The organism is Enterobacter cloacae complex sp. HYC074_NIDB, assembly GCF_056673345.1.
The window spans coordinates 4,160,181-4,174,673 of the sequence record NZ_CP114214.1 but is presented as its reverse complement, the minus strand read 5'-3'; the positions used below and the strand labels follow the sequence as shown (position 1 = coordinate 4,174,673).

Below are 14,493 nucleotides of genomic sequence, written 5' to 3'. Positions count from 1 at the left end.
GAAAATGGAAACACTGGCCGCCATTAACCGCTGGCTGGCAAAGCAGCATGTCGTGACCTGGTGCGTCTGTAAAGACGAGGAGATGTGGTGCGCAAATGCCTTTTATTACTACGATCCCGAGCGTGTGGCCTTTTACGTGATGAGCGAAGACAAAACGCGGCATGCGCAGATTACGGGCCAACAGGCAAAAGTGGCAGGTACGGTAAACGGTCAGCCTAAAACCGTTGCGCTGATCCGCGGGGTCCAGTTCAAAGGTGAAATTCGTCGCCTGGAAGGGGAGGAGAGCGACGCGCAACGTAAACGCTATACGCGCCGCTTCCCGGTGGCTGCGGCGCTAAAAGCCCCGGTGTGGGAAATCCGCCTTGATGAGCTGAAATTTACCGACAACACCCTGGGCTTTGGTAAAAAGCTGCACTGGCTACGCGCCGAGCAGGCGTAGCGCTTCACGGTTAAACGCCGGCAGATCGTCCGGTGTACGGCTGGTGATCAGCTGATCGTTATCGTTCACCACTTCCTGATCGTAGAACTCGGCTCCCGCGTTTTTCAGATCGATAACGATCGGCTTCACCGCGGTGAGCTTACGCCCGCGCACCACCCCGGCGCTGATCAGCAGCTGCGGACCGTGGCAAATGGCAAATACCGGTTTACCGGTGCCGACGAAGTCACGGGTAAAGGTGACGAAACGCTCGTCTCCGCGCAGGGAATCCGGTGAATGGCCGCCCGGTAACAGCAGGGCGTCGAAATCCGACGGGCTGACGTTATCAATGGATTCGTCAATGGTCACGCTGGCTTCGCCCTTATGGCCCTTCACGGTTTTACCCGCTTCTTTCTCGATGGTGACCACTTCGTGGCCCGCCTTGCGGAATGCCTCTGCTGGCGACGTAAATTCTGAATCTTCAAACTCGTCGGTAATCAAGACTGCGATTTTTTTACCCATGCTTCCTCCGTTGTTTTCGCTTCAGACTGTTTTTTTCCCGTTTGTGGTAAATACTTACCGGTAACAGACTTTTAAGTGTGGTAGAGCAGGCCCAGAACGCAAACGGACAATTCTGTAAAGGGGATAAGATGAGTCAGGTACTGATTACCGGCGCAACCGGGCTGGTGGGTGGACATCTGCTGCGGCTGCTGATCCAGGATCGGCATATCAACTATATCGCCGCCCCGACGCGTCGCCCGCTGTTGGATATCACCGGCGTCTATAACCCGCACGATCCACAGCTCACCGACGCGCTGGCGCAGGTGCAGGATCCCATTGATATCGCCTTTTGCTGCCTTGGCACCACCCGACGGGAAGCGGGCAGTAAAGAAGCTTTTGTCCATGCGGATTACACGCTGGTGGTGGATACCGCCCTGACGGCGAAAAAGCTGGGCGCAAAACATTTCCTGGTGGTCAGCGCGCACGGCGCGAACGCAGGCTCGCCGTTTTTTTACAACCAGGTGAAGGGCAAAATGGAAGAGGCGTTAATCGCGCAGAAATGGGAGCGCCTGACCATCGCGCGGCCTTCCATGCTGATGGGGCACCGTGACGAACGTCGTTTTAACGAGTCTTTTTTCGCTCCGCTGTTTCGCATTCTGCCGGGTAACTGGAAGTCCATCGAGGCGCGCGATGTCGCGCTGGCGATGCTAAAAGAGGCGCTGGCTCCGTCGCAGGAGGGGGTTAATATTATCCCTTCGGCAAAACTGCGTGAAATCGCGCAGGGCGAGGCGTAAACTTCCCCGGCTTATTAAATAACACCTTCCGGGGAATGGTATGACTGGTCAGTCTTCATCTCAGGCGGCAACACCTGTTCAGTGGTGGAAGCCCGCACTCTTCTTTCTCGTGGTCATCATTGGCCTCTGGTATGTGAAATGGCAGCCGTACTACGGTAAAGCCTTCACCGCCGCCGACACCCACAGCATCGGTAAATCGATTCTCGCGCAGGCCGATTCCAGCCCGCTACGCGCGGCGTGGGATTACGCAATGGTCTATTTTCTTGCCGTCTGGAAAGCGGCAGTATTGGGCGTATTGCTGGGCTCGCTGATTCAGGTACTTATCCCGCGTAACTGGCTGGTGAAAACCCTGGGACAGCCGCGCTTGCAGGGCACGCTGCTGGGGACGATTTTCTCCCTGCCGGGCATGATGTGTTCCTGCTGCGCCGCACCGGTGGCGGCGGGTATGCGCCGACAGCGCGTGTCGATGGGCGGCGCGCTTGCCTTCTGGATGGGTAACCCACTGCTGAACCCGGCAACGCTGGTGTTTATGGGCTTCGTTCTCGGCTGGCATTTCGCGTTTATCCGTCTGGCGGCTGGCCTGCTGACGGTGGTGCTTGTCGCTACGCTGGTGCAGCACCTGGTGAAAGACAACGAGGCCGGGTCTGCTTCCGTTGAGCTGGACGTCAGCGAGCCGCAGGGCAGTTTCTTTGCTCGCTGGGGCAAAGCGCTGTGGCAGCTTTTCTGGAGCACCATTCCGGTCTATATCCTGGCCGTACTGGTGCTGGGGGCCGCGCGCGTCTGGCTGTTCCCGCATGCGGATGGCGCTATCGACAACACGCTGATGTGGGTGATTGCGATGGCGGTGGCCGGTTGCCTGTTCGTGATCCCAACCGCGGCGGAGATCCCAATTATTCAGACCATGATGATGGCCGGTATGGGGACCGCACCAGCGCTGGCGCTGCTCATCACGCTGCCGGCGGTGAGCCTGCCGTCGCTTATCATGCTGCGTAAGTCATTCCCGGCGAAAGCGCTGTGTCTGACTGCGGGGCTGGTGGCGTTGAGTGGAGTGATTGTGGGGAGTATGGCGCTTGTGTGAAAAAAAGCCCGGTGGCGCTAGCGCTTACCGGGCCTGTAGTCAGGTGTGAATTACTTAATATAAGTAAACGCGGTGGTGACGTGCTTCACGCCGCTCACCCGGCTGGCGATATCCGCTGCCGCTTTCCCTTCACGTTCCGTCACCAGACCCAGCAGGAACACTTCGCCGTTCTCCGTGGTCACTTTCACGTTTGAGGATTTCACCTGGTCGGTACCCAGCAGCTGGGAACGCACTTTGGTGGTGATCCAGGTATCAGATGACGCGGTGCCGAGACCAATCGGCTGGCCCTGGCGGATCTCGTTATACACTTCCGCCGTGCCTTCCACACCCATCGCGATCTGTTTGGCGCGCGAGGCGAGTTCAGGATTTGGCGCCTGGCCTGCCAGCAGCACTTTGCCCTGATAAGCCGTCACGTTGATGCGTGCTTCCTTCTTGATCTGCTCGTCTTTCGACAGTGCACTGTTTACGCGCAGCTCAAGCGTACCGTCATCCACCTGCGTCCCAACGGTACGCGGATCGGTCGCTGCTTTGGTGCCGACCGCTGCGGTACCGACTACAGCGGCAGCGATGCATCCCTGAAGCAGTAATGCAGACATCACGACTGCAAGGGCCGATAAAACCTTCATGAGAACTCCTTAATCATCCTGGTGAGGGAAAAGCGTGTTATCGATCAGATCGCATAAGCAGTTCACCGTGAGCATATGCATCTCCTGGATGCGGGCGCTACGGTGCGAAGGAATGCGGATCTCCACATCCTGCGGCCCCAGCAGGCCAGCCAGCTCACCGCCGTCGTAACCGGTCAGGGCGACAATCGTCATATCCCGGGTCACTGCCGCTTCAACCGCTTTAACGATATCCCGGCTGTTACCGCGCGTGGAGATCGCCAGCAGCACGTCTCCGGCATGGCCTAAGGCGCGCACCTGCTTGGCGTAGATTTCGTCATGCAGACGATCGTTGGCAATCGCAGTTAAGACCACGTTATCGGTGTTTAGTGCAATGGCAGGTAAGCTTGGGCGCTCGGTTTCGAAGCGATTGATCATGCTGGCAGCAAAATGCTGTGCGTTGGCGGCGGACGTGCCATTGCCACAACAGAGGATTTTGTTGCCGTTGAGCAGCGACTGAACCAGTGTCATCGCTGCACGCGAGATCGCGTCCGGAAGGGCTTCCGCCGCGGCAATCTGCGTTTGAATGCTTTCTGTGAAGCACACTTTAATTCGTTCGAGCACGGTATCCCTTTAAAATCTTATTTATGCGTCTTCGCCAAACGCGTTTTTAAGCCAGTCGATCGCATTTCCGGTGAAGGCTACCACATCGAAACGGCAATCCACAGTATCAAAACTCCCATTATGGCGGGCAAGCCACAAGTGGGCAGTCTGTAATAATTTTTGTTGTTTGGCGAGCGTCACGCTGGCGGCAGCACCGCCAAAACGGGACGACTGTCGGTAGCGAACTTCAACAAACACGATGGTCTGACCGTCTTTCATGATCAGGTCAATCTCGCCGCCGCGCCCGCGAACGTTGGCGGCGACAAAGCGCAGTCCTTTGCCTTCAAGCCAGCGACGCGCCTTTAACTCCCACGCGTCGCCGGTCTGTTTACGGCTTAACTGGCCGGGACAATCTGCCCCTGCTGGTATTTGAGCCATGATAACTTCCTGTTAATCACACAATCCTGATCGGCGGTCAGATCGCCGGTATTCCCGTTAAGCTCGAAGCCCGGTACCTGGCGCATCTGGGTGAAGTGGTTTGCCAGCGCCCAGGCATCGACGCCCATCGCGTACAGACGCGCCAGGGAATAGTCATTGCGCACCGCGCCCAGCGCCTGCTGCATCAACTGCGGGTTGCTGCCTGCCAGCATCGGGATCTCGCTGTATTGCAGTCCTTCCATTTCCAGACGGAAATCCGGGCCTGCGGTACCCTGTGCGCTGCGTGAGCTGGCGTAGAGCGTTGCGCCGCTCTGGCTGCCGTTACGCATGGCGATCATCGGTTTGATAAAGGCGATCTCTTCCGGCGTAGCGACGATGTACGCCGAATCCACTTTACCGCCGCCGCTGATTTGCGCGTCGGTAGGGGGCGCTGGGATCGTCAGACCGCCGATGGTGACGCTCTGCTGCTGCGGCAGGCTGGCGGATACCGGGCTACCGTTGAGGGCAATACCTGCCCCGCCGTTCACGCCCGCTCTCAGTTCGGCAGCTGAGCCAAATTTCTGCTGCAACACCACGCCACCGCCAAGGGTCTGCCACTCTTGCGCAAACGCGTTGGCAACGCGATCGCCCAGCGTGCTGCGTGGGATCAGCAGCAGCGGCGCCTGCTTGCCCTGCTCGTGAATATGACGGGCCGCATCGCGGGCTTCATCCTCCGGAGAGAGGGCGAAGTAACAGATATTGGCGCGGTTCTGAACCTGCTCAGGCTGGTTAAGCGCCAGCACGTTCAGCGTGGTGTTGCTCTTCATCAGCGCTTCCACGTTGTTTTTCAACAGCGGGCCGACAACGATGCTGGCCCCGTCCTGCTGAACCTGCGCCAGCACCTGGTCAAGCGGCTGGGCGCTGGTGTCGTAGATTTTCAACTCTGCACCAGGGTTAGCGCTGGTGGTGGCCACAGCCTGCGGCTGGGTTGCTGGCTGCTGTTCCGGCTGCGCGGTTTGCGGCTGAGGTTGTTCTGCCGTCGCGGGCGCCGGTGTTTCAGCCGGGGCCTGTGTTGTCGCAGGCGCAGGGGGAGCGGGCTGCGTCGTTGGGGCGGTAACCGGATTCTGCATGGTGCCCTGCGCAGGGGTTTGCGCGGTGGTCAGGTCGCTGGTTTCGGCGGCGGACGGGCTGACAACGTCATTCACATTCGCCGCCTGTGCTGCCTGGGTCGGAACCGCGCTACCGCTGACGGCGGTAGTGCCGTTTTTCGCGGCTTCGAAACCTTGCTGAATGGCGCGACCAAACACCGCTGCCTGACCGTTTAACGGCAGCAGTAGGGCGATTTTGCTGGTGGAGGCGGGCTTAAAGTTTTGCACGTTCACCAGCTGCGTTGGCAGCATTTTCGCTCCCGGGTTTTGCGGGTAACGCTTTTGCCAGTCGGTAATGCCAGCTTTCAGCATGTTCGGATCGCTGCGGTTGTTGAACCACATCTGTTGCAGATCCAGCCAGCCTTGCAGAACATTTTCATCGGCGTTGATTACCAGCGCTTTGGCCTGATCCTGGGTCATGGAGGCGAGCGCCTGCCAGGTTGCATCAATATTTTTTTGCTTGTCCGCACCCGCGAGCAGGGGCTCCTGGGCAATCAGCGCGCGGAGTAGCGTCAGGGAAGGGCGACCCTGCTCAGCGGTGATACCGGCCTGCCAGAAACGGGCCTGCTGGTTTTTATCCAGCGTGCTGAGATCGATGGTGCCGAGGATCTTCTTCGCGCCGTCGTAATCTTTTTGCGCGACCTTCAGTTCTGCTGACAGCAGCGTCTGCTCATGGCGCTGAGTGTCGTTAAGATCCTGCGGCAGCTGGCTGAACAGCTCGGCGGCCTGCTGGGTTTTCCCTTCTTTCAGCAGTGCACGAATGGCGAGTAATTGCCAGTTGATCCTGGTATCATTTGTACTCTGCGACATTTGTTGCAGATAAAAGCCAGAATCAGCCTGAGCGGATCCCTGCATATGAGCAGTGCTCTGGTCAGGTGCCTGGGTGCCGCAGCCGGTAAAGATCAGGGCTGCCAGCAGGAGGGGCACGCTGTGCGCGGCTTTTTTTCGAAGAAACGTTAACGGTACCATACTGTATCCAGTGATTTTTTTACGCAATGCTCAATATTAAATCGGCAATACGGACGAAACAATGAAACAACACGAAACGGCAGATAATTCTCAAGGCCAGCTTTATATTGTACCTACTCCTATCGGGAATTTGTCTGATATTACCCAACGTGCGCTCACCGTATTGCAAGCTGTTGATTTAATTGCTGCTGAAGACACCCGTCATACCGGTTTACTGCTACAACACTTTGCCATTAACGCCCGTTTGTTTGCCCTGCACGATCACAATGAGCAACAAAAAGCCGAAACGCTGGTGGCGAAGCTTAAAGAAGGGCAGAACATCGCGCTGGTCTCCGATGCGGGAACGCCGCTGATCAACGATCCGGGCTACCATCTGGTACGCACCTGCCGTGAAGCAGGCATCCGCGTTGTGCCGCTGCCCGGGCCGTGCGCGGCGATTGCGGCGTTAAGCGCTGCGGGTCTGCCATCCGATCGTTTCTGCTACGAAGGCTTCCTGCCTGCTAAATCCAAAGGCCGTCGCGATGTGTTAAAGGATCTGGAAGCTGAACCGCGTACGTTGATCTTCTACGAATCAACTCACCGTCTGCTGGAAAGCCTGGAAGATATGGTGACCGTCTGGGGCGAAGGGCGCTACGTGGTGCTGGCGCGCGAGTTGACCAAAACGTGGGAAACCATTCACGGTGCGCCGGTTGGCGAACTGCTGGCGTGGGTGAAAGAGGATGAAAACCGCCGCAAGGGCGAAATGGTGCTGATTGTTGAAGGGCACAAAGCGCAGGAAGACGCTCTGCCTGCCGATGCGCTGCGTACGCTGGCTCTGCTACAGGCTGAACTCCCCCTGAAAAAAGCGGCGGCGCTGGCGGCGGAGATCCACGGCGTGAAGAAAAATGCGCTGTATAAATATGCGCTGGAGCAGCAGGGGGAGTAAGACCCTGCCGCCTGTTTTGCCGGGTGGCGGCTTCGCCTTACCCGGCCTACACCGTGTCAGAGCCTCACTATTTCCCCGGCATCGCCTCAAATACCAGCGTTTCCAGCGGTTGCAGCGTAATTACCACAGCGTTTTTATACTCCTCTGGTACGGTCGAATTACTGCCGTACACGGCTTTCAGGGTAAACTGCGAACGCTCTCCTGCCGGGATCTCAAAATCTTTGGTTAAATCCAGGTAGTAACGTTGCGGCTTATCCGACGGGTTGCGTAGGCCAAAAATCGCTTTGTCTTTACTCCATGAGGCCCAGCCGTAAACCTGAAGCGAAGTTGGGTCACCGCCAATCCAGTGAGTATCCACCAGCACGCTGGCATTCTCACGCGACCATTTCGCCGCCTGCGCCAGGGTATCCCACTTCGCCTTATTCAGCATGGACGGCGTGATGTACAGCTCCTGAAGCTGAGTTCCGGTTGCGAAGTAGCTCCAGACCTGATCGGCAAAATCGCTGTCTGTTTGCACTTTCTCGAGTCCATAGTAAGCGTTCTCTGCGCTGACGATCCCGTGGTACATCAGTGAGTTCAGCGGGAACAGAGGACCTTTGCGCACGATGGATCGCCAGGTTTCGGCATCGCGGTAGGTCATCCACTGCTGCACTGGCGTGCCGGGGCCGTACAGGTTGATATCATCGCCCTGACGCCAGATTGAATCAGCATAGAACAGCCAGGACGGGCTGGCGTCGGTGCCGGTGGTCAGGTTGATAAACAGGTTCGGGTTTGCGCTGCGCATGTTGTGCAGCAGGGCAATGGATGCGTCAAAATCCGATGCAAATGGGCTGCCCTTGATATGCGAATTGGCGTTACCCATTCCGTCGAGCTTGAACGAGGTAATGTGCTCGTTTTTGATCAGCTTAATGATCTGATCGTTAAAGTTTTTAAAATAGTTCGGCCCCGACAGCGCCAGCTTGCCGTCTACGGTTTCGAAACCATACTCTTTTGCATGCGAGACGCGAATATCGCGCGGCTTGTTGTATCCGCCCCACGGAGAAAGCCACAGCCCAACCGAGCTGTGCAGGCTATCGGCTTTTTCCCTGACTTTGCCAAAACCGTTGCTGAATGCCGGGCCAAAAAGCCAGCGTCCGGTGCGATCGTCCCAGCCATCGTCCAGCAGGAACGCGTCCAGCGCCACCCCGCGTCCGGCAATAAATTCTTTATTCCATTCGTCCATCCGCCCAATGACATCCTGCTCGGAGTAAGGGGTAAAGAAACCGATGTCCATCCAGCCGTTGTAGTGCAGATAAGGCTTATAAGGCCGCGGACGCACGGCATCGATAAACTGGTTTACGCTGCGGCGCAGCTGATTAGTTTCCGGGAAAGTGCCGAACCAGGTGGTAAAACTAACCGGTGTCTCAGGCAGAATTGGCGTTTTCAGCTCCACGTTGAGGTTCGTGGTGGCTTCATAAGCGTAAGTATTCACAATCGGTTTGTCTGGCAGGATGAAGAACGAGTCGGCCACGATTGGCGAGCTGTTAATCGCCCCGTCAACGTAAGGTGCCTGAGACTGCTTCTTCGTCGGGAAGAAGGTAATTTTCGCTACGTCCCGCGGCTGCCCGACGGCGGCGATGGTGTAGCCGATGCTGGCGTATTTTCCCTTCACCAGGTTCAGTTTCACCGTTACGTTAAAATCCGGATGCGTAAAGTCGATGACTATCGCATTGTCCTGCTTTTCGACGTGCTTGATTTTGAAATCAGCGGTGTGGATTTTTGTTTCATCCGGCAGCGTCAGAAAGAACAGCTCCAGGGGCGTGAGCGGATGGTTAGCTTTGCTGTCCGTTACTACTACCGTTGCATTTGCATCATCAAACGAAAGGGCAATATTGTCGTTACTGAGCGCGTAGTTTGCTGCCGCCGCGCCGTGAGAAACGCAGAGAACCAGCAGCGAGAGAGTGAGCTTTTTTTTCATCGGGGTAAGTTCCTTATCAGTAATGCTTCAGCATTCGGTTGATGGACTGTTCCAGCCAGTAGCGCTGGGTGCCGAAGTTAATACGCAGGTAGTTTTCGCCGTTTTGTACGTAGTGGCTGCCATCTTCGATGACCACGCCAGCCTGTTTGGCGAAATGTTGGGTTAGCGCCGTCGCACTGCGATCGTCCGCACTGACGTCTATCCAGGCGAGATACGACGACTCTGGGTTCATCATCTTCCATGCAGGGAAGTGGGTCTGGATGGCATCCGCAAGGTAGCGGGCATTGCCGCGCAGATAACCATTCAGCGCGTCGAGCCATGGCAGACCCTGCTGATAGGCCAGAATAATTCCCCACACGCCGAAGATATTGGGCGAGGTAATGGAGTTCTTCTCCAGCTGCTGGCGGAAACGCTGGCGCAGCGAATCGTCTGGAATTATCGAGTAGGATGTTTTTAGCCCGCCAAGGTTGAACGCTTTATTGGGGGAGGTCAGCACAATCAGGTTGTCCTGGGCGGCACAGCCCGAAGTCAGACAGCTGACGAATGTACCGTCCAGAATGTGCTCGGCGTGAACCTCATCAACCACCAGAATCGTGCCGTAGCGCTTACAGAGATCGGACACCTGGCGTATCTCATCCGCGCGCCAGATTCGGCCCGAAGGGTTATGCGGCGAGCAGAAGAACCACAGTTTTGGACGGTGAGTTTTGAGCTGAACTTCAATCAGATTAAAATCCAGGTGATAGCGGTTTTCCTTCACGCTCAGCGGATTTGCAAGCACCCGCACGCCCTGTCGCTGTGTCGCCATCGCAAACGGGTCATACACCGGGGTGTTCATCATCACGCAGTCGCCGGGTTTGCAGAACGCCTGAACCGTATAGTGCAGCGTGGAAACGGTGCCGTAGGTCAGGGTGATCCATGACTTATGCACCTCAACCTGATGTCGGGTGCGCTGGAAGGCGATGACCGCATCGTAGAATTCGTCGAAGCACCAGGTGTAACCGAAGGTGCCATGCTCCACGATGCGCTGGAAGCCTTCAATCACGGCGGGTGGCGAGGTGAAATCCATGTCTGCTATCCACAGCGGGATAAATCCCTCCGGGACATCACCGAAACGCGAGCACACAAACGCATGATCCCATTTACGGCATTTATCGCTTTTACGCTCAATGATTCTGTCGAAATCAAACACAACGTCCCCCTGTTAAATTAAGGCTTCAATGCCGGATTTGACGCTCTGCACCTGCGGGCCGATGATCACCTGAACGCTGTGGGCATCAAGCACCACGACTGACAAGGCGCCCGCGGCCTTCAGCGCCTGCTGGTCGATAAGCCCCATATCTTTCACCACCAGACGTAAGCGGGTGATGCAGTTGTCGAGCGACTCAATATTCTCTTTACCGCCAAGCGCGCGAAGAATAAGCCCATGATCGTATTTTGATTTTCCACGTGCCCGGGTATTGGCTTCCACCGCCTGGAGCGCACCCTGCGCGTCAACCTCACGGCCCGGCGTTTTAATATCGTGCCTGAGGATGTACCAGCGGAAGACGAAGAAGTAGATAGCAAACCAGGCCATACCCACCGGGAACAGCAGATACCATTTGGTCGCCATCCCCTGCATGACGCCGAAGATCAGCAGATCCAGAATGCCGCCGTCGGTGTTGCCGATAGTGACGCCGAGGAGCGCCATCACCATCAGCGCCAGGCCAGACATAACGATATGAAACGCGTAAAGCACAGGGGCAATAAACAGGAACAGGAACTCAATCGGCTCTGAAATACCCGTGACAACTGAAACCAGCACGCCAGAAAGCAGCAGCCCTTTAATCACCGGACGGTTTTCCGGGCGCGCGGTGCGGTAGATAGCGTAAGCCACGGCAGGCAGGCCGAAGATAAAGGTCGGCATAAACCCTTGCGATAAAAATGCCGTAACGTGCGGGCTAAACGGCAGGCCAGCTTTCAGCTCGGCGTAGAAAATGTTCAGCGCACCGGCCACTTCCTGGCCGTTAACCATCTCAATGCCGCCCGCCGGGGTGAAGCGCACCATCGCCAGCAGGATGTGGTGCAGGCCAAAAGGTTTGAGCAGCAGTACGCCCACGCCATACAGGAACGGCCCAAAGACGCTGGTGCTCTGGATGATATGACCAATCCCGGCAATGCCCATTGCCACATATTCCCACAGCAGGGGGATGAACAAGCCGACCAGCGACAGGGTGAGGGCGGTAACAATCGGTACAAAACGAATGCCGCTAAAGAAGGCAAACGCGTCGTGCAGCACCGTGTCCTGGAAGCGTTCGTGCAGGAAGTAGGTGATCACCCCTACCACAATGCCGCCGAGCACGCCCATCTCCAGCGTTTGAATACCAAGCACGATGGATTGTCCCACCTGTCTCATGGTGGCGGCATCCGCAAGCTGGTGGGTGGCGGTCAGGTAGTAGTTGATGCTCATGTTCATCAGCATGTAGCCAACGAATCCGGCAAAAGCGCCCACCGCTTTATTACGTCTGGCAAGGCCCATCGGGATCGCCATGGCAAACATCAGCGGCAGATAGGTAAAAGCAAAGCCGCCGACCATGGCGATAAAACCAAAGGTGAGCTGCGTTAACTCGCCGCCCAGAAAGGGAAAACTTTTGATGGTGGAAGGGCTGGTGACAGAACTACCGATACCTAACAACAACCCCATAAAGGCCAACAGCGAGACTGGGAACATAAACGTCTTTCCCAGGCTCTGGAAAAACTCCCACGCTTTCGATTTAAACGACTTTTCCTGTGTCATGTAGGGACTCCTCGGATTTTTAGGATAATGGAAGGCGCTGTCCGGCTTAAGGACGCGCCTTCATATTTGCGAGGCTTATAGTTATTTTTTTAGGTACTAGCGTTATGCGCGATGGGTTCAGGCTTCAGCCGGAAGCAGCAGCCGGTTCGCCGAGCCGCAAACGGTGATTTTGCTTCTGACCACCTCTTTCATGGCATCCATGCCGACGCGCATGTAGAAGCGCGGATCGTTGCCCTGTGGGTTCTCGGCAAACCAGGCTTTGACTGCGTCAGAGAAGGCGATTTTCAGCTCTGTTGCGACGTTAACTTTGCAGACGCCCAGCTCAATGGTGCGGCGCACATCCTCATCCGGCACATCGCTTGCACCATGCAGCACCAGCGGCACTGTCACTACCTCGCGGATCTCGGCCAGCCGCTGGAAGTCGATTTTTGGGCGTTTGGTATAGAGACCGTGCGCGGTACCGATGGCGACGGCGAGGCTGTCCACGCCTGTCAGTTCGACAAAGCGTTTTGCTTCCTGCGGGTCGGTCAGGAACGCGCTTTCGGCGTCGACGCTCATGTCATCTTCCACCCCACCCAGTCGGCCCAGTTCGGCCTCGACGCTACAGTCGTTGAGGTGGCAGAAATCGACGACCGATTTCACCAGCTTGACGTTTTGTTCGAAGGGGTAATGGCTACCGTCGATCATTGCGCTACGTACGCCGGCATGGACTTTGCGGCGAATGTCGTCCAGCGATTCGTGGTGATCGAGGTGTAGCGCCAGCGGCATGTCATAAGTAAGGGAATACGCGCTGCACAAGGCGTAAATCTCTTCCAGCGCAATATGTTTAAACGTCCCCGGCGTACCCGCGAGGATCACCGGCGATCGCATTTCGCTACAGACTTCGAGGATCGCCTGGATCGTCTCGGCGTTATGGATGTTAAAGGCCGGAACGGCAAAGCCCTTCGCCTGTGCGTCCTGTAAAAGATATTTGGTAGAAATAATACTCATGAGCCTGTCCTCTTAAGCCTGCCACGGATGAATAACGACGCCCTGGACCACACGGTTAACCGTACCGCTGGCGGATGGCGTATCCGGCGTATTGCCAACGTGCAGAGACTGGGTCAGTGCGAAGACCTGGGCGTACATCAGGAAGCAGAACGCCTGCTCCATATCGTTAAATACACGGGAAGGCGGCAGCAGGATATGCGGGCCAGCTTCAATGACCGGATCCGTTTCGGCTGCAATGGCTACCACGCGCATAGCCTGACGATCGCGTCGCAGCTCGGCGAGCAGATCCAGATCGTACTGACGCGTGTACGGATGGCTGGAGACAAACACGACGACCAGCGTTTCGTTGTCCACCAGCGACTTAGGCCCGTGACGGAAACCCGTTGGCGAATCGTAGAATGCCGCCAGCTTGCCGGCGGTCAGCTCCAGCACCTTCAACGCTGACTCCCGTGCGGCGCCCTGTAATCCACCGCTGCCCAGATAAACAATGCGTTTCCACGGTTCGTTACCAAAGACGCCGGGGCTGAAATCGCCAAGCGACGTGAGGATCGCCTGACAGCGATCGGACACGTCGCGGAACGTTTTGCTGTTGATCGTTTCCGGTGCGAATACCGCCAGGCAGCTCGCCATCATGGTGGTGATGCTGCTTGTCATCGCGAACCCGCGATCGTGCGTTTCGGCTGGCATGAGCAAAGCGCAGGCGTTATCGCTGTCGACGGCATTCTGATACAGGCTGCCCGCTTCATTACAGGTGATCGACAGGTGGTAGCACTCCGGAACAAACTGATTCGCCAGCTCAACGGCAGCGACGCTCTCCGGGCTATTGCCAGAACGGGCGAAAGAGACCAGCAGCAGCGGGTGCGCAGGGCTGAAGTAATCCATCGGGTTGGTGACCAGATCGGTCGTAGGTATCGCGGTGATATTTTTTCTCGTGTGGCTGGCAAGCCATGGCGCAATGATGTCGCCGATAAACGCAGACGTACCCGCGCCGGTCAGAACGATCCGCAGATCGGGCTTGCGCAACAGTGGCGTCAGAAAACTGTCGATCGACGCGCGCAGATTATCAATATTGTTGAGCGAGCGAAGCCAGCTGGCTGGCTGCTGGCGGATCTCTTTTTCGGTCCAGGTGCCGGTGGTGGTAGTGGTTTGTGGCATAACTCAGTCCTTAGTCGTGTGAATTCCACATCAGACGCTGGCAAATGTGTCGCTATCTTTCGTTTCGTTTCACTTGTTTACTTTAGCAGTTAAAGAAAATCTATAGAAAAGAAATCGAAAGTTCAATGGCGAAAAAGAAATAAAACGAAAAGTGTGATCGCGAAAG

At 56.6% G+C, this 14,493-nt stretch carries 14 protein-coding genes; 4 read left to right on the top strand and 10 right to left on the bottom strand.

The features are described from left to right. The first annotated feature begins 4 nt into the window (after positions 1–4). A complete protein-coding gene (locus O1724_RS20275) occupies positions 5–439 on the top strand; it encodes a YhbP family protein (protein ID WP_126297102.1) in 435 nt (144 codons plus the stop codon). Here O1724_RS20275 and O1724_RS20270 read toward each other — a convergent pair. Further along, the gene (locus tag O1724_RS20270) at positions 419–937 is read right to left on the bottom strand and encodes a type 1 glutamine amidotransferase domain-containing protein (protein WP_126297103.1); all 519 of its coding nucleotides are present in this window, start codon (positions 935–937) and stop codon (positions 419–421) included. The genes O1724_RS20275 and O1724_RS20270 overlap by 21 nt on opposite strands. A 128-nt stretch (positions 938–1,065) precedes the next feature. On the opposite strand from O1724_RS20270, the gene O1724_RS20265 reads away from it, so the two are divergent. After that, the gene (locus O1724_RS20265; protein ID WP_023304489.1) at positions 1,066–1,710 is read left to right on the top strand and encodes an NAD(P)H-binding protein; all 645 of its coding nucleotides are present in this window, start codon (positions 1,066–1,068) and stop codon (positions 1,708–1,710) included. Positions 1,711–1,750: 40 nt separating this feature from the next. After that, positions 1,751–2,788, top strand: coding sequence for a permease (locus O1724_RS20260; protein WP_045895488.1), 1,038 nt, complete (start codon positions 1,751–1,753; stop codon positions 2,786–2,788). A gap of 50 nt (positions 2,789–2,838) precedes the next feature. Here O1724_RS20260 and dolP read toward each other — a convergent pair whose 3' ends face one another. From dolP to O1724_RS20240, 4 genes are read right to left on the bottom strand one after another with little or no spacing between them, the layout of a single operon-like run. Continuing rightward, a complete protein-coding gene (dolP, locus tag O1724_RS20255) occupies positions 2,839–3,414 on the bottom strand; it encodes a division/outer membrane stress-associated lipid-binding lipoprotein (RefSeq protein ID WP_003861756.1) in 576 nt (191 codons plus the stop codon). 9 nt (positions 3,415–3,423) lie between these two features. After that, the gene (gene diaA, locus O1724_RS20250) at positions 3,424–4,014 is read right to left on the bottom strand and encodes a DnaA initiator-associating protein DiaA (protein ID WP_003861754.1); all 591 of its coding nucleotides are present in this window, start codon (positions 4,012–4,014) and stop codon (positions 3,424–3,426) included. Between the two features lie 21 nt (positions 4,015–4,035). Next, a complete protein-coding gene (locus O1724_RS20245) occupies positions 4,036–4,431 on the bottom strand; it encodes a YraN family protein (RefSeq protein WP_003861751.1) in 396 nt (131 codons plus the stop codon). Further along, positions 4,389–6,527: a penicillin-binding protein activator gene (locus tag O1724_RS20240; RefSeq protein ID WP_032607976.1), complete on the bottom strand. Its 2,139-nt coding sequence runs from the start codon at positions 6,525–6,527 to the stop codon at positions 4,389–4,391. Before O1724_RS20240 ends, O1724_RS20245 begins: the two co-directional genes overlap by 43 nt. Positions 6,528–6,588: 61 nt before the next feature. Here O1724_RS20240 and rsmI point away from each other — a divergent pair, with 61 nt between their 5' ends. Further along, complete coding sequence (gene rsmI, locus O1724_RS20235) at positions 6,589–7,452, top strand: 16S rRNA (cytidine(1402)-2'-O)-methyltransferase (protein ID WP_000809144.1); 864 nt, start codon at positions 6,589–6,591, stop codon at positions 7,450–7,452. A gap of 67 nt (positions 7,453–7,519) precedes the next feature. Here rsmI and O1724_RS20230 read toward each other — a convergent pair whose 3' ends face one another. From O1724_RS20230 to O1724_RS20210, 5 genes are all read right to left on the bottom strand, one after another. Beyond that, positions 7,520–9,409: an alpha-galactosidase gene (locus O1724_RS20230; RefSeq protein ID WP_126297104.1), complete on the bottom strand. Its 1,890-nt coding sequence runs from the start codon at positions 9,407–9,409 to the stop codon at positions 7,520–7,522. A gap of 16 nt (positions 9,410–9,425) precedes the next feature. Then, the gene (locus O1724_RS20225) at positions 9,426–10,598 is read right to left on the bottom strand and encodes a MalY/PatB family protein (protein WP_023314897.1); all 1,173 of its coding nucleotides are present in this window, start codon (positions 10,596–10,598) and stop codon (positions 9,426–9,428) included. A gap of 12 nt (positions 10,599–10,610) precedes the next feature. Next, the gene (malX, locus tag O1724_RS20220) at positions 10,611–12,182 is read right to left on the bottom strand and encodes a maltose/glucose-specific PTS transporter subunit IIBC (protein ID WP_048210672.1); all 1,572 of its coding nucleotides are present in this window, start codon (positions 12,180–12,182) and stop codon (positions 10,611–10,613) included. 117 nt (positions 12,183–12,299) lie between these two features. Then, complete coding sequence (kbaY, locus tag O1724_RS20215; protein WP_047654234.1) at positions 12,300–13,172, bottom strand: tagatose-bisphosphate aldolase subunit KbaY; 873 nt, start codon at positions 13,170–13,172, stop codon at positions 12,300–12,302. A gap of 12 nt (positions 13,173–13,184) precedes the next feature. Continuing rightward, positions 13,185–14,327, bottom strand: a complete 1,143-nt coding sequence (locus O1724_RS20210; protein WP_126297105.1) for an SIS domain-containing protein — start codon at positions 14,325–14,327, stop codon at positions 13,185–13,187. Positions 14,328–14,493: the final 166 nt, after the last annotated feature.

What these genes read in the sequence shown, in the direction of transcription:
- O1724_RS20275 (WP_126297102.1), top strand. Translation starts at nt 5, where the DNA reads ATGGAAACACTGGCCGCCATTAACCGCTGGCTGGCAAAGCAGCATGTC.
- O1724_RS20270 (WP_126297103.1), bottom strand. Translation starts at nt 937, where the DNA reads ATGGGTAAAAAAATCGCAGTCTTGATTACCGACGAGTTTGAAGATTCA.
- O1724_RS20265 (WP_023304489.1), top strand. Translation starts at nt 1,066, where the DNA reads ATGAGTCAGGTACTGATTACCGGCGCAACCGGGCTGGTGGGTGGACAT.
- O1724_RS20260 (WP_045895488.1), top strand. Translation starts at nt 1,751, where the DNA reads ATGACTGGTCAGTCTTCATCTCAGGCGGCAACACCTGTTCAGTGGTGG.
- dolP (WP_003861756.1), bottom strand. Translation starts at nt 3,414, where the DNA reads ATGAAGGTTTTATCGGCCCTTGCAGTCGTGATGTCTGCATTACTGCTT.
- O1724_RS20245 (WP_003861751.1), bottom strand. Translation starts at nt 4,431, where the DNA reads ATGGCTCAAATACCAGCAGGGGCAGATTGTCCCGGCCAGTTAAGCCGT.
- O1724_RS20240 (WP_032607976.1), bottom strand. Translation starts at nt 6,527, where the DNA reads ATGGTACCGTTAACGTTTCTTCGAAAAAAAGCCGCGCACAGCGTGCCC.
- rsmI (WP_000809144.1), top strand. Translation starts at nt 6,589, where the DNA reads ATGAAACAACACGAAACGGCAGATAATTCTCAAGGCCAGCTTTATATT.
- O1724_RS20230 (WP_126297104.1), bottom strand. Translation starts at nt 9,409, where the DNA reads ATGAAAAAAAAGCTCACTCTCTCGCTGCTGGTTCTCTGCGTTTCTCAC.
- malX (WP_048210672.1), bottom strand. Translation starts at nt 12,182, where the DNA reads ATGACACAGGAAAAGTCGTTTAAATCGAAAGCGTGGGAGTTTTTCCAG.
- kbaY (WP_047654234.1), bottom strand. Translation starts at nt 13,172, where the DNA reads ATGAGTATTATTTCTACCAAATATCTTTTACAGGACGCACAGGCGAAG.
- O1724_RS20210 (WP_126297105.1), bottom strand. Translation starts at nt 14,327, where the DNA reads ATGCCACAAACCACTACCACCACCGGCACCTGGACCGAAAAAGAGATC.